The organism is Sphingobacterium yanglingense, from assembly GCF_004363245.1.
Lineage (GTDB): Bacteria > Bacteroidota > Bacteroidia > Sphingobacteriales > Sphingobacteriaceae > Sphingobacterium > Sphingobacterium yanglingense.
The window spans coordinates 170,327-195,455 of record NZ_SNYV01000013.1 but is presented as its reverse complement, the minus strand read 5'-3'; the positions used below and the strand labels follow the sequence as shown (position 1 = coordinate 195,455).

Genomic DNA, 25,129 nt, shown 5'->3' with positions numbered 1-25,129 from the left:
CGATATATCGCAAAATGAACTGTTATGGTAGAAATACATCATTTAAATTGCGTCAGAATCGTCTCCCCCTACGGAGATAATGTAGGCGGACATTGTATGCTATTAAAAGAGAATGACCACATGGCACTTATAGATACCGGAATCGGCTTATTAGATACGTGCCATCCGGTGGAACGAATAGGCCGTGAGTTGGTTGAATTGGTAGGATATCGCTTTGATAAGAAGCTTACTGCTATTCAACAAATCAAGAATCTAGGATTGAATCCCAGTAACGTTTGCGACTGCATCATTTCCCATTTGGATAATGACCACATCGGGGGCCTGGCGGACTTTCCCGAAGCCACTGTACATGTGGGTTACGAAGAATATGAAAATTATCTCTCAGGAAATCCGCGTTACCTAAAAACACCTCTACTTCACAATCCTGTAGTCAAAACATACCCTAAATCAACTAATGAATGGTTCGGTTTTGAAGCGAGAAAGGTATGTACTTCCCTTGCTACAGAGATATTCTTAATACCGCTGTTTGGCCACACTTTGGGACACTGTGGAATAGCAGTTAAATGCAATGATCACTGGTTATTCTATATAGCTGACGCCTATTACTTGCGTGACGAACTAACTAACCTCGAACACCCTATCAATAAATTAGCTGAAGCTAGAGCTGATGACAATGTAATGCGGTTAGAAAGCGTAAACCGAATCCGTAACGTGCTTTCATCACATCCTGAGATTAGATGTTTTGGATATCATGATATCGATGAGTTTACATCATTTGCGAAAAACAATTGATGATATGATGCAGATAAAAAACAGTACCAAAGAAGATATCGAAGCAATTTTCAGGCTTTATAAGATTGCAACCGATTTTCAAAAAACAAGATTCACCGTGCATTGGCCAGAGTTTGACCGAAATCTGGTGGAAAACGAAATCAAAGAAAAACGACAATGGAAAATAGAGATAGAAGGTAAGACAGCCTGTATCTTCGCAACGACATTTGACGATCCTCAAATCTGGGAAGAGCGAAATGGAGATGCTGCCATGTATATCCATAGGATAGCGACAAATCCTGATTTTAGAGGTCAGAACCTAGTGTTACAGATTGTGAATTGGGCGAAAGGTTATGCGTCGGAAAACAAAAAGCAATATATACGAATGGATACTGTAGGAGAAAACACAAAACTGATTGCGTACTATGGCAAATGTGGCTTTGACTATTTAGGTCCTCTGAAACTGAAAAATACGGAAGGACTTCCGGCACATTACGATAAAGCTACAGTGAGTCTCTTTGAAATTAACTTAAAAAAGTAACCGATGTATATTGCCGAACGTAATATGCAATACCTAAAAGACCTTTATACTTCGGTAGATATCTCTTAAGGGAGAATACTACCGAAGTATTATTTTGAGCATTATTAATCCGCTAACCTAAAATAATTGAGCATCATTTTCTGATTGGTTCTATTAGGAGTTACTCTCATAATGTTAGTTAAAAATACCTGAAGCTCTCCGCTTCAGGTATTTTTTTTGCCCATGTACATGACGAGTTGTAAAAGGTTCTACCACGAAGCTTAGTGTTAGGATATCGAATCGCTTTCTAGGATTATTCAACTATTGTTGTATAGCTCTTTCGCCTAGGACTTCATTCAGTCCCATATGCTAGATTTGGAAATTGATTGAGAAAAGAGCTGTTCCTATCCAATAACTTACCTTTATGAGCAATGCAGATACTAACATTTTTAGTCCATCATTTTATTTATTAACTTAGTGTAAGTTAAATATTTGAACTTGGTTATTAACCTTTTGAAAACCTTATTCTGATGGAATTCGAAAAACTAGTCAATAGTATACAGAGTACACACGAGGAGCTACAGCTCTCTGCTATAAAAGCAGTAAACCAATCGCTTCCCCTGCGTAACTGGTTGATTGGTTTATACATTGTCGAATTCGAGCAGAATGGTGAAGACCGGGCGAGGTATGGTGACCGATTGATGCCTGAACTAGCAAAATCTCTTAAAATAAAAGGACTTTCGGAAACTAATCTGAAACTTTGTAGACTATTTTACACAGCTTATCCTCACTTGGATTCGGGTATAAAATCTGTAATCAAAATTAGTCATATAGACGTTCTTGAAATTCGTCAGCCATTGACTAATAAACTTCAAACCACTAATAATAAGATGGATACAATTCGTCAGACGCTGTCTGACGAATTCAATCTAGTACAGAAAACCCAAGTTGATCAAGAGAATCAACATTTGATATTACCCACCGACATCCTTTCAAAATTATCGTTCAGTCACCTCGTACTACATATGAAAGATGATATTTTTGACCAAATCTTTATTGATGAAAAGTACGGAACCTATTTGCAAAATATTGAAGGAGTTATTGAACATAGCTACTATCACCTAGGTCAGATTTCTTTGATTAAAAAACTGATCATGGCGGATGCCCGTTAGTTGAAAAAAAATCATAATTGATCATAAAAATCCTTAAGTCGCGAAATAATATCATCATATTCGGAACTTTCTGCCTTCAGTATGCCACTATCCTTATAGTAATGAGAAGAATTGCCGACATTGCCATTCCAGTCTAATATTTCGGAATTAATCTGTAAACGGATTTTACTTCCTGTATCACCATTTGGTACTACAAAAAAATTTATGGTATTCCTGACTGCTCTTTTAAAAATACTTTTGCCCGTAGGATTTATTTTAACTTGGACAAATGCCTGATTGCTATCCATACTATTTACAAAGTAATCATTATCAAGCAAAAATGACTTAAGATGATCATACACTTGCTCCACACTCATATCGGAAACGTTCAGATAGGGAATCTTTGATTGTGCGATGCCTTTAAAGGAAAGAAATACGAGCGTAAAAAACAGAGAGGAGATTAACGAAATACGCATAGATTTGTGTTTTAAGTTTTTAAACCAGCTATTTTCTAATATAAGAATTTAACTTAAAAAAATGTTCATTGAAAAGGCGCTTCGTTAAAATTTTGTTAACAAATAGATAGAACATACTATCGGCATAGAGATTGCCGTTATATCAGTATTCATAATTTAGGTTAATAATTGGTTAGTTAAAAATACCTGAAGCTCCCCGCTTCAGGTATTTTTTTTGATAGCACAAATGTTAAATTTTAGATTTCAGTCCCGATTTTGGCAATACCTTGTTAGCTGCTGCCCGTTTTAATATATTTTTTCGGAATATTTTGTTACAGGAGGTATAACGATAGCATCGTATTTTTGAATATAACTAACAATATTTTTACTCAACTGAATACTATGCTGAATGCTTAATTCCTTTAGTTTATCCAAATCGATAATAGTCCATTGGTCAGTAAAGGCATATTTTAAAAGATCTTTTTCATCTTCTTCTACTAAATCCTTCATTTCTCCTGTTTCCTCATTTAAAATGTATCTAGGGAAAATTATAATAGAATATGATTTTGATTGATTTACATTAGCCAATTCATATATCAGATTTCCAACCTCTAAATTTCCACTAAAACTCGTGCCTTTAGCAGTATGAACAGCTCCAAGTTTAACAAATGCTTTTACGGAATCTTCCTTAGCACTTTGAATATTGTAATATTTAATAAAGTTGCTTTTCATATTGTCAACTCTACGCTGCCAAAAACCTAATGTTAATTGATGATTTATTTTTAAGGATAACTCAAATTGCGAAATAATGGGATTGTTGATTTGATTTTTTGCAAGAAATAGAAATTCTTTCAACTCATTTGAATTTAAGAGTTTATTCATTAAATCGGGGTTGAAGTTGTTTTTTCCTTTCCTGTATTCAGATTCTACAAAAGAATAAACTTTGTTATAGAGATTTTTAGGGATCTTTCCCTTGTCGGAATTTTGATAAAGTTCATCAATTAAAGACAGGTAAGATGCATAGTTTTCAAAATCAATTCCATAGAGATTAATTCCGTATTTATTCAACTGTTGAATTGTTTTTTCTTCTTCTTTGGTGCTGAAAAAGCCAAAAGGTGGCAGATTTATTTGAGATGAATATTTCGAATAGTACGATTTTAGGGGAGTTGAATTTTCGTTTAGTTCAATAAGCTTTTTAGCTGCTATCGATCCTATTTCTGTGACATAGTGATTATAACCATATTCTTTAAACAAAGGAATTAATGAGCTAATTAATGTTTCGATTGAATGTATATCGTGTTGTTCTCCAATTAGGAAAAATTGCGATTCACGAATTTTATTTTTTAGAAAATCGGCTCCAATTCCGTTGAAATTTGCTGTTGAATCAAACGAAAAATAATATGTAGATTGTTTAATAATGTCATTTTTCTGCTGAGAAAATGACGAAAGAGCTAATATTAATAAGCAAAAAGTAATATATTTTTTCATTGTTTTCTCATAGATAAAGTAACAAAATTGGAATTGTTATGAATGTTCTATTTCATCAAATTGGGTTGCAGCTAACATTGTTTTTTACGAAACAAAACACGCTGTAGTTTCGTAAAGCCAAACCTATATGTGTATTTCTTTAAATTTACTACTAATATAACTAGTTATCTATAAATTCTATACTTAGTAAAGTATTTTTTGTGGATAGCGAAACAACTCTAAAAACTTCACACAATCGGTTGCAACTGCAATGATATTCTGAATTGTGGAATTTATGTTCCAACTCACCAAAGATGAATGGCGTGAGCTTATCAAAATCTGTGATAACCTACCTAATGGGGCTAAATACAGCCCTGCAACTCCTTTCGCGTTTTCGGAGCAGGGCGTGGCTATGTTGTCAAGTGTACTAAACAGTGACAGAGCCGTAGTAATAAATATTCAAACCATTCGGATATTCACACCTATGAGGCAACTAATCGTAGAGAACGCCGAGACCAAACTAGAAATTGCCAAAATCAAATATGCTGTAGAACAAATCACTAAGAAACAGAAAGGCCACGATCAGAATATCGAATTGCTCTTCGAATACATCGACCGCTTGCAGGAGAAGGAAGAAAGCCCCCCTACAAAGCCGAACTCAAAAGGTGAAATCGGATTTAAGGTCGGAGGAAAATAAAGCAAAAAAGAAAACCTACATATTAAATGATCTCTATGTGTTGAATTCAGAAAGGAAGCAAGGAATTGCAATAAACCAATTATTAGCTTGAATTTATAATTTTCCTTTTTAGATAATATTACGTATATACGTGGAAGAAATAACTCAAGATATTAATAACCAATAATACACATGTACCGATTTAATCCTATTATTTTAATCCTTATCGCTTATAACTGTCTGTTTTTAACTTGTTTTGCGCAAAACATAAACATAAGTGGTAAGGTAATACATCCGAAAGATAGTATAATTACCTTCTCTCAGTCAGAGACTCATCCTTTAACTGGCTTAAAGATTAACAGGTCTTTTGAAACCAAAATAACCGATAATTCTTTTGAAATCTCCTTGCCTGTTGAAATAATCGGATCATGGAAAATTACCTCTGGTTCATTTTTTTGGTTTGCTTTTCTGGTTCCTGGGGAAGATCTAAATCTAACCATAGACATGGATATGAGCCTTAAAAACGAAGATCAATTTAGGAAAGGTATTGTCGCATTTGGCAACAATGCCTCAAACTTCAATTTGATCTATTATTTAAATGATGGCATGGATCAATTCCATCAGGATATGCGCAATACGATTAACAGTACCTCTGATATTCAGGAAATTTTAAAAGCAAGAAAGGAAAAAAACGCGCATGTAATCGCTAGGTTAAATCATTATCATAGGCAATCCCCTCTTACGGATGCGTACTATGACTATTGGAAAACGACCTATACATATGATTCTTACGAAAGAACTATTCAGGAAGACCTTTTATCCAGTAACGGCATTAAACTTCAAGATAGTGCAACTCTTGATATTCTTACCACTGATGTTATAAATAGCGATGTAGCGGTTTCGAATCCAACCTACATGAAATATGTTGATATATACATATTTTACCTTGCAGCAAGTGATCAACCCGGTCGAGATTTTCCAATCGATAGTTTAATAGAGCTTGGCAAAAAAGAGTTATGTGGATTGACTAGGGAAGCTTATCTGACTCGAGTAATGTGTACATATTTAAATAAACTTGAGGAAGAGGCTTATAAAAGTTATTATGAGCAGTATTCAAAACTGGTCACCTCCAAAAAATTAAAAATGTTAGTAGACAGCTGTCGGCAAGATTTCTTGCAGAAGATTGATGTCTCACAAAATATTGCAGATTACCCGTTACTTAATAAAACGCTCGGTAAATATAGAGGTAAAGTACTATACATTGACTTTTGGGCAAGCTGGTGCGGTCCTTGTCGAGCTGAAATGCCAAATGCAAAGCGTTTAAAAGATTCGCTAAAAGGAAAAGACGTTGCATTTATCTATTTTGGCTATAACGACAATGAGCAAACCTGGATGCAGGCAAGAAATCAATTAAAAATTGAGGGGGAACATTTTTTAGTAGATAAAGCGTTGGAAAAAGAAGTAACTGAATTATTTGAAATTTCGGGGATACCTCATTACGTCATTATAGACAAGGATGGAACTATAGTTAATAAAAATGCAAATAGGCCGAAAGATGCTTATGAACAATTGTTGCTATTAGCGGAAAAATAATGCCCCAATTTGAATGTTTACTACTTGATATCAATCGCTTAACATTACCAAAGTTACCCTCTGATGGCGCTTCAATCTTTGGAGTCCCTACAAATAAAACATCTTACAACAAAAAGCCGTCCCGAATTGACTTCGGGACGGCTTTTTTAAATAAAACGGACTATTTCTTCCAGTTTTCGATTATCGTTGCCATTGCCTGAAAAGAGGTCTCTCCGCCACCTCAGGCTGGCGTCACAATGCTTGTAGTGCCCCAATAGCCAACTAAATCAGCATAATACTTTGTATCTTAGAGTAGCTATGAATTGGCAACAGTTAATACTATCGAGATAGCGAGCGCTCTATTATAGGCTTGGTACCTCTTGCGGAAAAAAGAAAGAAAAATAGAGCTTTCATTAACGGGCCAACTCCAGAAGAAAACCAAAACAGATAAAACAAAAAGAAGAGAAAAACAAAAACAGTTAACAAAGCCAGACAAAAAGCGAGTCCTGAAAAGGAATGGAAAGCTGGCCAAAGTATCAATGCTCTGTTCGAAATGCAGACCTCATTAATTCCTGTTCAGCCCTTGAAATACCTATTTCTTTAGCAATGGATTCCCAATCTTTTACAGCTGTCAAAACTTCACCTATAATACTTTCCATTTGACAATCATTCAACCGAAAATATTCACCCACACTTTTTGCTAGCTCAAAATCCAATGCATTATTGTGCATATCGATATTCAATGCTAATCCATCCTTGTCAATAGAGGGATTCAGGTCGTAAGCTGGTGACAACTGCCAACCTTCATCATTCAAAATAAATCCATGATTACGAAGATGGTCATCTGTATTAGATACAGCTATATTGAACGAAATTCTACGCCATAATTGAGCCAAATTTTCATCAACACGATAGCCATTATCTTGGATAAATTCAACGATATCCAAATAACTTGCTGGATTATCTCTAATTGTATCTTCGTTATTTCCTGTCATGGTCATAGCCGATGAAAAATGAATTCGATCTGTTCCGACCCTATCAAATCGTTTAGTGAAGAAAGTATGATATTGACCATTAACTTTTTCCATGCGGCATTCTGCCATTTCCACGCCAGCATTGATAGCTAGCTTATAGGTTAAAAATTCCCACGCAGCTTTATCTATGGTATCATTTTTTGAAGGGAACTTCGCTATCCATAATTCATTATTTTCATCCAGAATATTAGCTTTTGGCCTAGCACCCCCTAAAGATGAACCAGGAGCAATAAGCAATTTTAACCATTTATTAATAGCTTCATTTTCTTCATCATTTTCATAATGAACGACGGCTTGTTGCAATTCACGAACCGTTGACCATGGTGGTGTTGATTTTTCTGTATCATTATCTAAAAAATCACCATTAGGATCAAGCTTGAAACGAAAAGCTCCCATTCTGGTTTCGTCATAAACACCTAAAAGAAAATCGATATCATATAAAGTTCTGGCTTTCGTTCCATTTATCTTAGCAAGTTGAGCTTCTCTACGCTTCATCAATGTACGCCCCCATGTATCAGGCATACTATCTAGAAAAACACCAAAATTTTCTTTATTATTTGGGAATTGTTGTCCCGAGTAAAATTGAATGTCAGGATCAATTAAGCGTTGTTCCTTTCTCTTTAACCATTCTTTATCATACTCAAAACTAAAGGCTTTACGACCTTTAGCTTGATGGGCTGACAAAATACCGACAAATGTTGGTTGCGATAGACCTGTCCAATCCGTATAAACGTATATATCTGTTTTATTTACCGCCATCTTACAACAAATCTAAATCCTGAAGTTTACGTCCGAAAACATCGTCTGCTGCTAATTTTAAGAAATCATCTTGCAGACCTAATACACGTAATACATTGAAATATGCCCCCATAGCGACACTAGTATCACCTTTTTCGATAAGATACAAGGTAGAACGTGCAACACCTGCTCGCTCTGCTACTTGCACAGCAGTCAACTTACGGCGTTTCCGTGCAAGTTTGATATTCTCGCCCATCTGTTCCAATATAGCTTGAAACTTGGGTAACACAGGCTGCTTTCTCATAAATGTTTGTTATTTCAAACAAAAATAATAATTTTGTTTGAAATAACAAACAAAATATTAAACACAACTTTACTAACACCTTAAAATAACGTCTTGAAAACTATAACCGATAAATAAAAAGGGGGCTAACGCAGCCACAAAAAAGAGAGGATTATGGCAAAGAAATTGCTCTTCTTAATCTATGGAAACACCTCTGCTGGTGCTTCAATGTTTGGAGTGCCATAGAGAAAGCTTTAAACAATCTATAAATGGAAAGATAAAGGATAACAACATCATCGGAGGAATGACTGAAGATATCAAAACTATGAGTGAGGAGGGACTGGTTTTTAAATACGTAGCTAAAGAGAAACAAAAACGGGCAGTTCATTTCATTAACCGTCAAGTCTTTGAAACGCCGTACTGGCTCTTGGATAGCAATATTTTATCTCGTATAGACTATGGTATTATGGTTAATAAAGTTATTGAAGCACAAAACCAGGTACTCACATCATTGCTAGATACCTATAGTTTTGTACGCATGCTGGACAATTAATACAAAAATGGAGACTCGGCTTACACCATGCAAAATCTATTGCAGGATGTTCGTAAACAGATATTCAATGCTCCAGCCAATACTATTTTCAATCGCGGCCTTCAACGTGCATATGTAGATAGACTCGGCGTATTGCTGAAGCTGGACAAACCTGTACAAGAGACCTCCTACGCATCTACAGGTCTTACACCATACAATCCAAACCTATCGGATATGCGTATCTTGATTATAGAAGAGCTAGATAAACTAGAAAAAGTCATTGCTAAGTATGCAAATCGTAAATCGGGATTTGAAAAGAGACACTATCAGGAGTTGCTATCCCGGATTTCACAATTTAAAACAACTAATAAATAGATGCTATTCTTTAAAAAAATATTTTGTTATTTTTTTGTTAATATCGAGATATGAAATACTATCGGTATAGATATTGCCGTTATATGAGTATTCATAATTTAGGTTAATAATTGGTTAGTTAAAAATACCTGAAGCTCCCCGCTTCAGGTATTTTTTTTGATAATCGAATAGGACTTTAAATGATCTATTAAAGACCACCAACTTATTTCGAGATGGAATACCCAAACTATATTATACACATTTTGTTGTAAATGGTATACGTGCTGCCTAGCGGCAATTCGTGTTTGTGCAGTCAGTATACATGGATATTTCATACTTTTACAGTATGAGTAATAATGATATTATGAAAAAGCTGCGTGTAGCTTTAAAATTTACAGATGACGATATTATTGAGGTATTATCCTTAGTAGACTTTAGAGTAACAAAAACGGAGCTGGGGGCAATATTCCGTAAAGATGACCATCCCAATTTTAAACCCTGTGGCGATCAATTGCTCCGAAATTTCCTTAACGGACTAATCATATATAAACGTGGTCCTAGAAATAATTCGAAGTCATAGGCTGATGGACTTTTAACTTAATAAAAGAAAGCCTTACCCTCTGATGGCGCTTCAATCTTTGGAGTGCCTACAAATAAAACATCTTACGATAAAAAGAGCCGTCCCGAATTGATTTCGGGACGGCTCTTTAATGAAAAACAGATTATTTCTTCCAGTTTTCAATTATTTCAGCCATTTTTTGAAAAGAGGTCTCTCCCCCACCTGTACTACGGTAGACAATCTCGCCATTGGGATCAACCAATATCTTGGTCGGGAAACCAGCTACATTGAGACGGGATACAAAATCCTGCTCACCAGCACCGTTCAGAATCTGCGTCCAGTTCAAATCATGCTCTACGACAGCTTTGCGCCATGGTGTATCTTTGTCGGATGCAATGCCCAGTACCTGTAACTTGTCTGGATAGGCGTCACGTAGTTTCTTTAAATCTGGAACATCGGCCATACAAGGGCCACACCAAGATCCCCAAAAATCAATCAGGTAAAACTTCCCTTTCCAACTATCGGCCGTAAAAGCTTTGCCATCGTACGTATTATTGCTGGAAATAGTAAAAATGGTTTTACCTACAGTATACTTGTTACCTTCTACGCGATTAGCTACTTTTTTATAGAAACTGGTATTTCTATATTTTGCAGTAACGCTTGGTAATAATTTTTCGGCAAATTCAACCGAGATATTCTCGCGCAACAACATATCCTCAATATAATACAATCCTGCTATCGAGGAAGCGTACTTTTCTAAGAAGGTATCCATCACTTTCTGGGCTGCACTATTTAAGTTTTCTTGCCCCTGCCTTAATTTTGCTTCTTCAGCAGCTGTTACCTTACCCTCATTCAGGGCTAAGTGAAGCTCTATGTTAACCGCTTTATTCAACAAGGGATGATAAGCCTTGGTCAGTTCGCTTAACACTTTGTTTTCTTTACCTCCCTGTGGATACACTTCGGCAAAATCAGAAAGATGACCTTTTAACTGCACTTTTTCACCGGGCATAACGACCAGCCAAATACCTTGACTCTTGACAGGAATACTTCCACGACCTACACTTTTGTAAAGCCCTTTGTTCTTTAAAAAAATGCGAATCATCAAAGGTACGGAAGTTGTATCTCTATAATAGATCTGCCCATTGCTCACCTTGCCTTTGGCCCAACGTCCATTATTTGCACCATCCCAAATTGTTAAATCATATTCTTCACCCTCAATCCCCTTGATGGAAGAAGTGATAGTATATTCTTTGACTTGTGCCTGCAGGCTTATAGCACATAAAATAAATGCTATAAATAAAACTGTTTTTTTCATAAGTTTATTTTTATTCTCGATTTCTTTAGAAGCACATTAACTGCCTCTTTTAGTATAAGACAGAACACCTTCGTAATTGTCTAAGAAAGAAATGAAATTTGTATCTTGATGGTGACAAAAACAAAAAAGCCGTCCCGCAGTAAATTCGGGACGGCTTTCGTTGCTATGGAATACCCATTGACTGATTGTAAACTCGAAGCATTATAATCACGAGCACAGATATTCAGCCTTATTTAGATTATTAACATTTTATAATCGATCAAATACAAGACACCGCAACAGGTTTATCATCTTCTACTTTAATATCAATGTAGGATATAGCATATCCTCTTAGAATTTTCTTTTTGCTCTTGAATTTCTTTCCATTTACAGTCAAATAACTATGATTCCCTAAAAATGTAGCTCTCCATATTTTCGCTGGCCCGTCAGAGTTCATTTGAAATGTAGAGTTCTCTGTTCCCTCATGCCGTATGGAGAATATCGCATCGCCAACTTTTACGTCGTCAATTTCAATATTGGAGATTTCTGACGGTAAATGCGAACAGGTCTGAATCACGCTGGGATGATCGCCAGGTGAGATTCCTGCCATATCATGCACTATATTACGTATCAAAACGAAAGAAACTTCCGGATAATTTCCGTTCGTACCGGTAAGCGCTCCTGTAATATGTCTCTGATCAATATTCGCCATGATGTGCTTCAACCATTTCCAACCTCTTTCGTTCTGACTATATTTGAAGAATATTTCGGGTATATAGGTAATCGCTTCGATATTTTTTGGAAGTCCCGTGGCTGAAGACAACTGCTCATCAATATAATCCAAATAATTGAGATGTCTAACGGACTCTACATCGGTTATCTCTTTCATAGGTAAAAACCACGAATTTTCATTTCCCCATCCTGCAACGGGATTCTTGGCCAAATCATATCCCCGATTATAAAGTTCTTTATTGCCACGAACACCCCAATCTGTATTAAAATACGTCTTTAGTGCTGACGCTCTCTTTGAATAAGTCCGGGACAGCTCAAGATCACCACGCTGCTGAGCCAGTATACCAAACGATTCCAACGCTTTGTACTGTGAACTAATACCATCTCCTGCTTCAATTAATGTTTGATCCCGATACTCGTTATATGTAGCAGTACCAACAAAGATATCTCCAGTACCTGTACTTTCTGCAACACCGTTTTTAAAATCTCCGTCGTGAAGTGTTATGAATTCGGAAACTGCTTTCGAGCAGAACTCCCATATATGGGGGTCATTCAAATAACGATGATCGGAGGTCCATCGATAGAGTTCGAGGTTCTTTTCCACTAGCTCAAATACTGCCGGGATCTCCCGAACAAAATTGTTACTACTGCGATAATCTAACTTATAGGTGGAACCGTCAAAATTTATAGCCCATAACGGGAACCACCTTTTAGAGGCATCGGCGGATTGTGCAAAAGCTCTCATCATCGTAAAGTTCTCGACCTCTAAACCTAATAGATGTGCACCAATTACCTGATGACAAAAATCACGAGAATAAAAAGCTGTCCGCAGTGGATATCCCGCCCAATAGGACGGGATATAGTCTACGGTATCTGAAATCTGGTCTTCTTTGTAAATATCTACTGGTCCGCGCTGCCCCGTCACGACAAAAGAAAGTGCTTTTTCTTTAGCCCAGGCAAAGGCTCCCTCCAACTCTTTACAATCGGATCTAACACGAAGGTCCTGCTGTGAATAAACTACGTGGACACTTACCAAAATGCTTACGAAAAAAAGTAATACGCGCTTCATATTATTTTTGATAATCTGGATTTTGTTCCAACAAAATGTTTCGTTGGATTTCTGAACGAGGAATCGGTAAAAGATAGTGTTGCTTAAAGAATTTACGTTCTTGAAGCACTTCTATCTTGTACGTCTTTTTATTCGTATTGTCATCTCGTATTATGCTTACTTTGCGTGCAGGCTTATTTTCGGTGATTTCGGCAATTTTCCACCGGCGAACATCAAAGAACCTATGGTCTTCGAACGCTAGCTCGATACGACGCTCATGCTGTATTTTTTCATGCAATGTATTTCCGCTTACGGTAATATCTGGCAAAACAGCATTATTTCCACCTCTAGCCCGCTCTCGGATTTTGTTGATATAACTTCGTGCAGTCGTTTCATCTCCCAATTGATACATAGCCTCTGCATAGTTTAAATATATCTCGCCCAACCTGAAGTAAATCCAAGGCTGATCACCTTTATCATTCCACGGATTGCGTCGGCTTTCATTCATAAATTTGCGGATGGTATAATGGGTCTTTGAAAAATTCCAATCGTCTATTCCAAACTCGCTATCCATACCACTAAGCGCTCTATTGCCACTGGAGGAAATATAGAATTCAATCTCACGTCCTCTGAACTGCTGACCGTCACATACTACAGATGCATAAAATCTTGGTTCACGATTCAACCAAGGAACACCATCTACATAATCTTGAGACTTTGGCATGCTTCCGTCTGCCATCTCATAGGCATCCACCATGTCCTGAAGTACACAGGTTCTGGACCAGCCGGTAAAACCATTTGGCGAATCGGTCCAGTCAAAAGAATGTCCAAACTCTGTATTAAATTGCTTCATAAAGATAATCTCGGGACTAGTATTACCCAAAAACAATTCTTTATAATCGGAATGTAACCTATAAACTGTAGCTCCATTGTGTTGAAGATCGATAACAGCCTTCGCTGCATCAGCGGCAGCTTTCCATTTAGACTGATCATTGGACGTATTCCAATAGGGGCTGGCAGCATACAATAACACCCTCGATTTTAACGCTAATGCAGCGCCTTTGGTAGCTCTACCATGCTCCGCACTGCTGTATACAACAGGTAATAAAGATGCCGCTTTATCAAGCTCTGAAACAACAAACTCTACACATTGCTGGTAGGTGTTGCGCGGTATCTTCATATCGTCATCTAGGTTAAAAGTTTTGACAACTAGAGGAACTCCACCGAATCGTGCGATAAGATCTGCATAAAAGAAGGCTCTCAAAAATGTGACTTCGCCAATTAACTGATCTTTTTTTTGTTGGTCTGCCTTCAGCAGGTCTATATTATCAAAAAATATGTTACAGTTCTTTATGGCTTCATAATAGGCATTCCAAGTACTGTGGTCCCCCATCTGATCTGGGGTAACCTCGCCCCGATTATACAGGTAGGGATTGCCTGAATTGAAATTATGATATGCCTCGTCTGATATGTATCGTAATCCAAAATTCCCAAATCCGTCTCTCAACTCGGTATACCTCTTGTTAACATAGGTTTGAGTCAACTTTAAATCTGAAAAAACAGCGTCTCCGGTAAATGAATCTAGTGGTTTGACATCTAAAAAATCTGCACAAGACATCATACTACTTAATAACAATACGCCTATATATTTTACTATGTTTTTGTTCATGGCTAAACTTTTAAATTAAAAACTAACATTGATCCCTGCGCTATAAATACGCTGCTGTGGATAATACATTCCTCCGGCACTGGTCCCTTCGGGATCTTGTATCTTAATATGATCAATGGAAAACAAGTTAAAACCACTTAAAAATATGCGGAAATTCTGCATTTTCAGACGCTCTAAAAACTGTGGTGAGAAGTTGTATGCTAATTCTACATTTTTCAAACGGATAAACGATGCGTCCTTTAACCAGAATGTGGAATTCTGGGAATTAAAAGTATCGTCCCTGTCAAATGCTCTCGGATATTTGGCATCTGGTGTTTCTTCGGCCGAGATCCAGCGGTTGTCGAAATAGGTTGTATGTCTGTTATAGCTACCTGGACGAATCATCTGCTGCGCCCTACCCTGTCCCTGCCACAATACATTAAGTTCAACATTTTTCCATGTCCCGCCCATATTTATACCATATATAATCTCTGGAATAGGGCTAGAGTGTATGCGAATCATATCATTGCTGGTTATGCTGCCACTACCATCGATATCAACATAACGGATGTCGCCAGGCGATGTGTTTAGAAAATGTGGTCCCGCATCAATTTCGGCCTGATTCTGATAAATGCCATCGGCCTTATAAACTAACCACGAATCAATGCTATGACCTGTACGTCGCTGCCATTCAGGGGTATTTTCGGCCTCATCAAAAAAGTGAATTTTATTCCGGACAAAGGTAAAGTTACCACCTACAAAATAATTAAAACTGCTGCTCTTACCTCTATATAATAGACTAGACTCGATACCTCTATTAGAAATCTCGCCTATGTTTTGATCGGGCAGTGTCAAACCTGTATATCTTGGCACCGATGCTTGCTTTTGCGTTAAAATATCGGTTCGCATTGAATAAAAATATTGAAAATCGAAACTTAAAGAATGATTTAACAATACGGATTCGAATCCAATGTTTTTGGTATCGACTTTTTCCCAAGTGATATTAGGATTGGCCAAACGACCAACAGTAAATCCTTTTTCACGCTTTGGGTCGATTCCAAATAATGCTCCTTCATTGAGATTGAATGTGCTGACGTATTGAAATGGGTCTACACGATCATTGCCCAGTTTTCCCCAAGATGCTTTTACTTTAAATTCATTAATAACGGGAACGCTATTCTTGAAAAACTCTTCCTGTGAAATACGCCATGCTGCAGATACCCCCGGAAACCATCCCCAACGTGCATCACGTACGAAGTTTTGGGATCCATCTCTACGCAAGGTAAAATCTACAAGGTATTTTTCCTTATAACCGTAGCCAAATCTTCCAAAATAATTCTGACGAGCAGAGATCGTCGCTTTTCCGTCGTTGTTTTTTTGATTATCACTACCTGCAAACATATAAGCTACAGCGTTGCTCAGGAAGTCTCGCCGGTATGCCGAAAACCAATCCCCCTCAGTCTTACTCTGCTCATAGGCTACAAATGCATTAATATGGTGGTTCCCTATTTCCTTTTCATACCCCAACTTAAAGTGATATGTACTTGTTTGTATATCATCATTACGTTGACTTAAATTGATATTGGCCTCACCGGTAGTTTCTCTGATATTATCGTACTCTTTTGTCGATGGGTTATACCGATAAGCGTCCCACATATCATTCAGTTTTTTTTCATTGCGGGCCTGTGTATCGAAAGCGGCGTAACCTGAAAAAAACAGGCCATCTACAATCCAAGGGGCCTTTAAGTCAAACCCAACTTTAGTATTCAGAAAATTATCCTTGATCTTCTGATAACCCGTCTTTCCACCTGCCAGAATCACAAGGTTATTTCCCCATGAAATGCCTGGACCGGGTAAACCATTAGGATAATAATCGTGCAAAAAAGGGTACGCATGGAAGGCTTCCCAAAAGAAGGTGCCCATCGTATAATTGGAGTTATGTCTGTTTTCTTGCCGATTGGCGACCTCTGCCAGTACAGATAAGTTATTGTTTATCTTGGCATCGATATTTGCTCTAAACTGCGCAGTTTTAAAGTTTAAATTGGTATTTCTGAATCCTGGCTCCTGATACAGAAGTCCGCCAGATAAATAGTACTTCACCTTTTCATCTCCACCTCGCAATGATAAGGAATGCTGGGTCTGAGGAGATCTTCTAAAAATGGATTTCATCCAATCAGTATCTGCATACAATAATGGGTCTATAGTTCCATCGAGATAACCGTTCTTGATGTCTTTGTATTTTTGGGTCCGACCGAAATGCGCATTGATCTCATCATCGTATACCATAAATTGATACCCATCCATTAAATTGGGAGTTCTTGTATGCTCGGAGAGACCATAATTGCCCTCGTAAGTGATGACAGGCTTGCTACTGCCACCTCGCTTGGTAGTGATCAAAATTACACCATTCGCGGCCTGTGCCCCATATATTGCTGCAGATGCGTCTTTCAATACTGTAACGCTTTCTATATCGCTCGGGTTCAACCGCTCTATGCCTCCTCGATTAGCGACACCGTCTATAACATATAAAGGGCTATTATTGCCTAGCGAGCCTTTGCCCCGGATAAATATTTCGGAATAATCATTACCAGGTTCTCCAGATCGATTGTTGGCAATGACACCTGGTAGGCGCCCCACCAATGAATTTGAAAGGTTGGGAGCAACAGATTTTTTTAAATCTGTACCTGAAATTTGACTGACCGAACCTGTTAACGTGGCCTTTTTCTGTGTGCCATACCCTACAACCATAACCTCTTCGAGTTGGGCCAAGTCTTCGACAAGAACAATATTCATAGATGCTTTTTGGTATCCGACCTCCTCTGGCAGAAACCCCACGAAGGTGAACTGAATAATGGCGGATTCATCATCTACCACTAAAGAAAACTGTCCGTCGCTATTGGATTGCGTGCTATTTTTGGAATTTTTCTGACGTATTGATACACCCGCAAGTGCCTTTCCATCTTTATCTGTAATCGTTCCAAAGGCTATTTTTTCTTGATCTAAGGGTATTTTCCTAATCAAGACTCTGTTCTTTCCGATAAAGTCGGCCTGGAACAATTCTGTTTTCAATATCGGTATCAATACCTTTGTCCACTCTTTATTTGATACATCGATAGAACTAACTCGAACTCCTTCTAGCTGGTCATCGTTGTATATGAATGATATTCCGGTCTGTTCCTCTATGGAGTTCAATAGGTTTTTGAGCTTAACATCTCGGAACCGAAATGTCACAGTGCCTTGTGCGATAGATTCGGACGCCATTGTTGTCGCAGCAAAAGCAATAATTAGGGTAGCAATTAGTTTGACCATTATTAGCCACTTAAAAAAGCATGGAAATAGCACATGTCTTCCAGCATGTGGATTTTTTTTCATAATTTTAGCATTCAAAGTTAATTATTGGAGCACTTAACTTTCCTAGGGTACCGTGCTCATTGTTAATTTGTGTGGTACATCTTAAACTTTAAGGTGTACCTTTTTTTGTATAATTTATTATGTCATAATGTTTTTTATTTAGTAAAAAATAATCTATTTGATATACAAAGTATCGTTTTTAACCTCATAATCTATTGGTACTCCCGTTGCTTTCAATAAATCCAGTACCTGCTCACAGCGATCTTCTTCGAATACGCCGGTAAATGAACGATCTCCCAACGATTTGGTCTGGATTATAATTGTCTTATTGTACCAACGTTCCATTTTTTTTGTCATTTCCGTGAGTCGGTCTCCATTAAACACTAATTTATTCTTTATCCACAGAAGTTCTAGGCCATCATCATTGTGGAGCTGTGGCTGAATCGCTCCGCTATTGGCCTCTAATATCGGTTTCGAGTTCTTATCTTTCAGCGTTTTATGGTGTTGCAACAACTCGGTGCTGGTTTCAGAAACCTTAACTATATCACCTGGCGCGAGTATATAATCCTTCGACGTTCCTTGACCTTCAGATCGCAACATAATCTTACCTTCTACTAATGTAGCAACAGTAGACTGATCCTCAGGATATGACTTTAAATTGAAAACCGTACCTAAAACTTTTACCTCTGTATTATTAGTCTTTACGATGAAAGGGAGTTGTTGATTCTTAGTCACGATGAAATATGCTTCACCCGTTAACTCCATTTGTCTATGGGCTACGCCATAGCCTTTTTTTACTTTTAGACAGCTTTCACTATTCAACCATCCCTCACTACCATCTCCCAGTTTAAAAAAGCGGCGTTCTCCTTTTGTGGTCTGTATTAAATCCCATTGTTCTGACCTTCCATTTAAATAGCTCGAAAACAACCAAGCACCTATAAGGAAAAATACGGCAACGGCAGCAACCATATAAAGATGCTTTTTGATTTTTATGATGCCTAGTGGTTTGGAAGTGTCGTCGATAGCGTAGTCCTGAAAAATCGTCTTCGAACGATCATAGATTTGCTTTATTTCCTGAGGCGATTTATAACGTTCCAAAGGAGTGTTCTTCAAATAATGAAACAACAACTCACGATCATTGTCTTCTCTAATAAGTTTTTCGAGAGTATCGTTCTCTTCCGGAGAAATATTGCCCTGAAAATATTTATTGAGTAAATCTAAATACTGTTGATCAATTGGATTCGTCATTTTATAATTGTGCTACAATCTAATAGACACATCTAAGAGAAAAACTCCCTATATAAAATTTATTTTTTTTCTTTCAGGCTTGCATACAGCCTTTTAATGGCATTTTGAATGTGATTATCAATGGTTTTTATGGACACTTTCATAATCTCTGCCGCTTCTTTATAGCTGTAATCTTCTTGTTTGACGAGGCTAAATGCCTCTCTTGTTTTTTCGGGAAGATTAGAAATAGCAAATTCGAGGTCATAAAGACGCTCTTTGGTGATTGCCAATTGCTCTGGATCTAGGGGCTCAATCAACTCTTCATCGAACTCTTGATAATCTACATAAACCATTTTACGCGTTCTCAAAATGTTCAAGCATCTATTTTTCACAGCTCGGAGCAGATACTGTTCTACAGAGATAATATCGCACAACTTGTGCTCCAGCTGCCATAACCGCCACATTACCTCGGAGGCTACATCTTCTGATTGCCGCGTATCTTTTAGAAAAAAAACAGCATAAGCCTCCAGAACTTCATAATTAGCTATGAAGTAGGCCTCAAAAACACGCTCATCGCGTTCATATGCTATTTTGAATTTATCTTTTTCTAATAACGGTTTAAAAAGCATAGGTCTTGGTCCTTGGTACAATCTTTATCCGCAATTTAATAATTTGTTAATGTATTAATCAATAAAAATTATTTCTTAAAAATGATGTTTTTTTTGATATAATAAAAACCGTTATATTTAGTATTGCTGAATCTTAAAATACTTTTGTAGTAAATGTAAAAGTTTTTAGTCATATTTTATCAGTTATCAACCGCGAATCATTCAAAGATTTAGTTGCTAAGCAAAGCGTAAAATATGTCGATAAAATCCTTTTCTAAGATTAGAACATCCTGACCAGATCATCCCCTAGTGCGAGTTTTTTGTTCGTACCTTCCTTAAAAACAAGCAAAAAAAAGAACTTCCAAATTGATTTCGAGAGTACTGTCATCACATTAAACTCCAGCATTATATAGATCTATAACAGGCATTCTTAAATATTAAAAAATATTTATTACAATTTTCCGTAGGGTATTGCCTCGCTTATGCGTATTACCTATGAACAGCACATACTGTTACTGACTAATTTTAAAATAAACCGTTTTGGAAAATACTGAACTAAAGGATTTGATTCAAAAATCCATAGGTGGCAAACTTAATGAAGATGAAGCTACCCGGCTCTATAATTGGATTCAAGAATCTGAAGTGAACCGGAAGCTATACGTCAAACTAAGAGATCTGGCCACACTACAGGATATAGTTGGTCTTGCAGATGCGAGCATGCATCGTAAACCTAATAGACACTTGATAATTAGGATCAGTAGCGTAGCCGCTGCTATGATCCTACTGGCCTTTATGGGTATCAGCCTATGGAAAAACGCTAACCAAACCGATCAATTGGCAAGCACACCAAAGACTGAGGATAAAATCTTGCTGGTGTCCGAAAATAAAAAAACCAGTCAAACTGATACCCTTAGCCTTTCGAATGAAAATGGCCATTCCGAAATAGCAGCGCTCTTCGATAAGTCTACAAATACAGCTATGGACCAACCAGAGACCTACACACTCATGGTTCCAAAGGGTATGAACTACCAATTTGAATTGGCGGATGGTACTCAGGTAACCTTAAACGCGGAGAGTAAATTTATTTTCCCTTCCCATTTTGCGAAAGATAAACGAGAAGTAAAACTCATAGGTGAAGGTTATTTTGACGTCACGAAAAACCCGACCCAACCTTTTGTTGTGGAAACTCAGCGGGGTACGGTTACTGTACTTGGCACACAATTCAATATCCAGAGTTACCCCATCGCTACGAGGGATCTTATATCCCTAATCGAGGGTAAAGTGAATGTATCTCGGGGTGCTGACAATCTAACACTTTCACCGGGCCAACAGACTACCATCCATAGCGATGAAAACATGAAAGTTTCTTCATTCAATGCAGAAGAGGTCCTGGCCTGGAAGAGTAACCTATTCCTCTTTGACGACAGACCTCTACAATCTGTCCTTGAAGAACTGGAAAAATGGTATCACGTCTCTTTTCACTACGAATCGGCGGAACTTAAGTCCATTCCTATTTATATAAAAATGAAAAGAAACCGGAATATCAACGATATTCTCGATGCTTTGGCACAAACTAACCGCATCAAATTCAATACTACCAACAACACCATTAAAGTCAGTGCAGCAATGAAATAGATAATCTATTGTCCAACGAATTATGAAAAAACCAATCAATTATACAAATCCAATTTGGGCTTATTTATTACTCCTAACCTTACTGGTATGGCCATACAGTGGATGGTCATTTCAACAGGAGCAGATAAGCATCAATGTCAAAAACTTATCGGTCAAGGAATTTATTAAAGAGGTCGGCAAACTCAGCAATTATGAGCTGGTATTTACCAGTTCCGATCTCAATCAAAAGCAAAAAATAACCTATCGTGCGGATAATAAGACCATACGGCAAGTCCTGGATGAGACCATAAAACCGCTGGGACTCGCGTACAATATCGATAAAGGTATTCTCTCTATCTTTGTCGATCCTAAAAAAACAGGCGTTGCGGAGCCAACGAGCTCCACCCCTGGTACACGTCGTGTGACTGGACAGGTCATTGATGCCACCAGCCAGCAGCCGTTAATCGGTGCCACGATCTCTATACCATCCAGCAATGTCAAAGTAATCACTGGTCGGGACGGTAACTTTGAGATACCTGTGGAGATGACAACGAGTACGGTATCGATTTCTTACGTGGGATATACAACGGTACATGTCCCTGTTGCCAGTCAATCTTCCCTATCTGTACCTATGACCCCATTGTCCACCAACATAGAAGATGCCGTAGTAACCGGGATGTTTACCCGTAAACAGAGTACCTATACGGGAGCTGTAAACACCATAAAGGCAGAAGACATACAACGGACGGGTACGCTTAATATTATGGAAGCGATATCGCGGTTAGATCCCTCTTTTCAACTGTTGGTTAATGATAATCTGGGGTCTAACCCTAATGCACTCCCGGATATCCAGCTGCGAGGTGCATCCTCCTTTTCGGACATGAAGTCCCGCTATACGGCCAGTCCCAATCAACCGTTATTTATCATAGACGGATTCGAACAGTCTATAGAGCGTGTTTTCGATATGGATATGAATCGAATAGCGACTATGACCTTGTTGAAAGACGCTACGGCAAAAGCAATATACGGTTCAAAAGGTGCAAATGGCGTGGTGGTTATCGAGACAAAGAAGCCGGTATCGGGAAAACTACGTGTCAGCTATAAAGCGGACTTAAATATACAGGCACCTGTACTGAGTGATTACCGCCTTACCAATGCCAGCGAAAAGCTAGAGGTAGAACGACGTGCCGGTATGTATAGCTCACCCTACCCCGATCAACAACTGTTGCTCGACCAAAAATATCACGCGATACATCAAGATATTCTAAAAGGCGTAAACACGGACTGGCTCGCTCAACCCACCCGTGTAGGTGTTGGAAACAAACACTCCATTTCCTTGGAAGGTGGTGATGATAACATCTTATACAGCATAAACGCAGGATACAACAATGTGGAAGGTGTCATGAAGGGCTCTAACCGCCGCAGTATTGAAGGCGGCTTTAGTTTTCAATATCGGCTCAAAAACATCATCTTCAGGGACCAACTCTCCATTCTATCTAATATTGGAAAAGAGTCTCCCTACGGCTCTTTTGAAGATTATGCTAAAATGAACCCTTACTGGAAAGTCAGGGATGAACGAGGGAATCTTGTCCCTATCTTAGGTGTTTATAACAGATACCACGCAACAGATATCAATGGCGACGGGCTACCAGACATAGATTTTGGTATCTATAATCCTATGCTCAATGCGCAGACAAACTACCGCAATGAGCAACGTTATCTCGATGTTACGAACAACTTTTATGTGGAATGGACACTACCTAAAGGGTTTCGCTTTACAGGTCGGTTGGGTATTACCAAAAGACAGAGTAATGGCGACTTATTCTATCCGTCGAATTACAGCACACTAGACCCCAATTCAAGACTCAACTTCCGGGCGGTAGGCCCTGATGCGGCAAATGACGCGTATTACAAACGTGGCGAATATACCCGATCACATGACGATCGTTTTAATCTGGCTTCGGATATCGGACTTAGCTATTCCAAAACCATGGGTAAGCACCTACTGTTTCTAAACAGTCAATATTCCATCTCCGAGAATATCAATAAAACCGAAAGCTACAAGGGACAGGGATTTGCAGACAATGCGACTTCCATAGCACAAGCAAGGCAATACATGGAAAACGATAAGCCATTTGGCAAGGATTCGAAAGCCCGCGAAATGGGCGTTGTCGGTTCTGCGAATTATTCCTTTGACTCGAGGTATTTAATAGATGCCAATTACAGGGCTAGTGCCTCTTCCCTATTTGGAAAAGATAACCGTTGGGGACATTTTTGGTCTGTAGGCGCTGGCTGGAATGTACACCAGGAAGCTTTTCTAAAAAACAATCAGGCCATCAACCTCCTCAAGATCCGTGGATCGTATGGCTTTACGGGCTCGCAAAACTTTGAGTCCTATCTAGCTATGGCCACCTATTCGTATTTCAACGATCGCGTATACGATGATGTAATAGGCGCATATCTGCTCGCATTGAGCAATCCGCAGCTCAAATGGCAACAGACCTTGGACAAAAATATAGGTATGGATTTATCCTTATTCAAAAGACTGGATCTATCTATAGACCTGTATAATAAGACCACCACCGATCTGTTGACTCCTATAAAAGTCGTGCCTTCTGCCGGATTTGACAGCTATACGGAGAACCTTGGGAAATCAGAAAACAAAGGTATCGAACTGCGTGCGAACCTGATGTTGCTTTCCAATCCTGAGAAAGATCTGCGACTGTCCGTATTCGGAAACCTGGCGCACAACAAAAACAAGCTATTGGAAATCGGAGATGCTTTATCGGCCATAAATGATGCTACCGACAAAGCGCAATCGGACATTGATCCCAACCCTGAAAACCGATGGAAAAGCCGCCCACGTGTCGAGTATGCCGAGGGCGAATCCTTAAGCGCTATATGGGGTGTACGCTCACTCGGAATCGATCCATATAATGGTATGGAAGTATTTGTCAAAAAAGATGGTAGCAGGACCTATGAATGGGACACCGAAGATAAAGTCGTCCTGGGAGACGATCTGGCAAAGGCACAAGGTACCGTGGGCATTAATTTTGATTACAAAGGCTTCTCGCTATCAACAAATCTTAGCTACCGGATAGGTGGGCAATATTATAACCAAACGCTGATCAATCAGGTGGAAAATGCAGACCTGCAGTACAACGTAGACCAACGCGTACTTTCTGAACGCTGGAACCCTGAGACACCTGGCATGCCTGCTAAATACAAGCGTTTGTCACGCAGTGCAAGCCCGACTATGCCTACATCCCGATTTGTACAGGACAACAATGAGTTAAAAATATCGACGCTCAATGTAGGGTACGATTTCAGAAATATAGGATTTATAAAGCATGGAAAATACGTAGAAAGACTGCGCGTATCGTTAGCGATGAACGATCTGTTTAGATTCTCCACGGTAAGGGCCGAGCGTGGTATCAGCTATCCTTATGCCAAGTCAATAATAGGTTCCATTCAAGCTACTTTCTAAAAAACACA

General features: G+C 38.4%; 20 protein-coding genes. 10 read left to right on the top strand and 10 right to left on the bottom strand.

The window, feature by feature from the left end; translation table 11 throughout:
• Positions 1–24: 24 nt before the first annotated feature.
• From CLV99_RS09180 to CLV99_RS23315, 3 genes are all read left to right on the top strand, one after another.
• Positions 25–792, top strand: a complete 768-nt coding sequence (locus CLV99_RS09180; protein ID WP_133584212.1) for an MBL fold metallo-hydrolase — start codon at positions 25–27, stop codon at positions 790–792.
• A 4-nt stretch (positions 793–796) separates the two neighbouring features.
• Entirely contained in the window at positions 797–1,312 is a 516-nt protein-coding gene (locus CLV99_RS09175; protein ID WP_211348486.1) for a GNAT family N-acetyltransferase, read from the top strand.
• Between the two features lie 509 nt (positions 1,313–1,821).
• Positions 1,822–2,463, top strand: a complete 642-nt coding sequence (locus CLV99_RS23315; protein WP_211348484.1) for a DUF1016 N-terminal domain-containing protein — start codon at positions 1,822–1,824, stop codon at positions 2,461–2,463.
• Between the two features lie 11 nt (positions 2,464–2,474).
• Here the strand turns inward: CLV99_RS23315 and CLV99_RS09165 are convergent, their stop codons facing one another.
• Together CLV99_RS09165 and CLV99_RS09160 are read right to left on the bottom strand one after the other, a co-directional pair.
• On the bottom strand, positions 2,475–2,918 hold the full coding sequence (locus CLV99_RS09165; protein WP_133584211.1) for a hypothetical protein: 444 nt from the start codon (positions 2,916–2,918) through the stop codon (positions 2,475–2,477).
• Positions 2,919–3,203: 285 nt separating this feature from the next.
• Positions 3,204–4,385: a hypothetical protein gene (locus CLV99_RS09160; RefSeq protein ID WP_133584210.1), complete on the bottom strand. Its 1,182-nt coding sequence runs from the start codon at positions 4,383–4,385 to the stop codon at positions 3,204–3,206.
• Positions 4,386–4,659: 274 nt separating this feature from the next.
• Between CLV99_RS09160 and CLV99_RS09155 the strand changes: the two genes are divergently transcribed.
• Together CLV99_RS09155 and CLV99_RS09150 are read left to right on the top strand one after the other, a co-directional pair.
• Positions 4,660–5,061 (top strand): ORF6N domain-containing protein, encoded by a 402-nt coding sequence (locus CLV99_RS09155; protein ID WP_133584209.1) that lies wholly within the window; start codon positions 4,660–4,662, stop codon positions 5,059–5,061.
• A 171-nt stretch (positions 5,062–5,232) separates the two neighbouring features.
• On the top strand, positions 5,233–6,633 hold the full coding sequence (locus tag CLV99_RS09150; RefSeq protein WP_133584208.1) for a TlpA family protein disulfide reductase: 1,401 nt from the start codon (positions 5,233–5,235) through the stop codon (positions 6,631–6,633).
• A 515-nt stretch (positions 6,634–7,148) separates the two neighbouring features.
• Here the strand turns inward: CLV99_RS09150 and CLV99_RS09145 are convergent.
• Both CLV99_RS09145 and CLV99_RS09140 read right to left on the bottom strand, forming a co-directional pair.
• On the bottom strand, positions 7,149–8,405 hold the full coding sequence (locus CLV99_RS09145) for a type II toxin-antitoxin system HipA family toxin (protein ID WP_133584207.1): 1,257 nt from the start codon (positions 8,403–8,405) through the stop codon (positions 7,149–7,151).
• Position 8,406: 1 nt separating this feature from the next.
• Positions 8,407–8,688, bottom strand: coding sequence for a helix-turn-helix domain-containing protein (locus CLV99_RS09140; RefSeq protein WP_133584206.1), 282 nt, complete (start codon positions 8,686–8,688; stop codon positions 8,407–8,409).
• A gap of 181 nt (positions 8,689–8,869) precedes the next feature.
• Between CLV99_RS09140 and CLV99_RS23395 the strand changes: the two genes are divergently transcribed.
• The 3 genes from CLV99_RS23395 (at position 8,870) to CLV99_RS09130 (ending at position 10,133) form a co-directional block, all read left to right on the top strand.
• A complete protein-coding gene (locus CLV99_RS23395; RefSeq protein WP_246032723.1) occupies positions 8,870–9,220 on the top strand; it encodes a zinc-dependent metalloprotease in 351 nt (116 codons plus the stop codon).
• A 27-nt stretch (positions 9,221–9,247) separates the two neighbouring features.
• On the top strand, positions 9,248–9,574 hold the full coding sequence (locus tag CLV99_RS23390) for a hypothetical protein (RefSeq protein ID WP_246032722.1): 327 nt from the start codon (positions 9,248–9,250) through the stop codon (positions 9,572–9,574).
• A 325-nt stretch (positions 9,575–9,899) separates the two neighbouring features.
• Complete coding sequence (locus CLV99_RS09130) at positions 9,900–10,133, top strand: DUF1456 family protein (protein WP_133584205.1); 234 nt, start codon at positions 9,900–9,902, stop codon at positions 10,131–10,133.
• Positions 10,134–10,275: 142 nt separating this feature from the next.
• Here CLV99_RS09130 and CLV99_RS09125 read toward each other — a convergent pair whose 3' ends face one another.
• The 6 genes from CLV99_RS09125 to CLV99_RS09100 all read right to left on the bottom strand — a co-directional run bounded on the left by CLV99_RS09125 (position 10,276) and on the right by CLV99_RS09100 (position 20,041).
• A complete protein-coding gene (locus CLV99_RS09125) occupies positions 10,276–11,427 on the bottom strand; it encodes a TlpA family protein disulfide reductase (protein WP_133584204.1) in 1,152 nt (383 codons plus the stop codon).
• 259 nt (positions 11,428–11,686) lie between these two features.
• Positions 11,687–13,207, bottom strand: coding sequence for a hypothetical protein (locus CLV99_RS09120; protein WP_133584203.1), 1,521 nt, complete (start codon positions 13,205–13,207; stop codon positions 11,687–11,689).
• A 1-nt stretch (position 13,208) separates the two neighbouring features.
• Positions 13,209–14,855: a RagB/SusD family nutrient uptake outer membrane protein gene (locus CLV99_RS09115; RefSeq protein WP_133584202.1), complete on the bottom strand. Its 1,647-nt coding sequence runs from the start codon at positions 14,853–14,855 to the stop codon at positions 13,209–13,211.
• 15 nt (positions 14,856–14,870) lie between these two features.
• Complete coding sequence (locus CLV99_RS09110; protein ID WP_211348482.1) at positions 14,871–18,143, bottom strand: SusC/RagA family TonB-linked outer membrane protein; 3,273 nt, start codon at positions 18,141–18,143, stop codon at positions 14,871–14,873.
• Positions 18,144–18,359: 216 nt separating this feature from the next.
• Positions 18,360–19,433: a FecR family protein gene (locus CLV99_RS09105; RefSeq protein ID WP_133584201.1), complete on the bottom strand. Its 1,074-nt coding sequence runs from the start codon at positions 19,431–19,433 to the stop codon at positions 18,360–18,362.
• A gap of 59 nt (positions 19,434–19,492) precedes the next feature.
• Positions 19,493–20,041, bottom strand: coding sequence for an RNA polymerase sigma factor (locus CLV99_RS09100; RefSeq protein WP_133584200.1), 549 nt, complete (start codon positions 20,039–20,041; stop codon positions 19,493–19,495).
• A gap of 519 nt (positions 20,042–20,560) precedes the next feature.
• Between CLV99_RS09100 and CLV99_RS09095 the strand changes: the two genes are divergently transcribed.
• The gene (locus CLV99_RS09095; RefSeq protein ID WP_133584199.1) at positions 20,561–21,655 is read left to right on the top strand and encodes a FecR family protein; all 1,095 of its coding nucleotides are present in this window, start codon (positions 20,561–20,563) and stop codon (positions 21,653–21,655) included.
• 22 nt (positions 21,656–21,677) lie between these two features.
• The gene (locus CLV99_RS09090; RefSeq protein WP_133584198.1) at positions 21,678–25,121 is read left to right on the top strand and encodes a SusC/RagA family TonB-linked outer membrane protein; all 3,444 of its coding nucleotides are present in this window, start codon (positions 21,678–21,680) and stop codon (positions 25,119–25,121) included.
• Positions 25,122–25,129 lie beyond the last annotated feature (8 nt).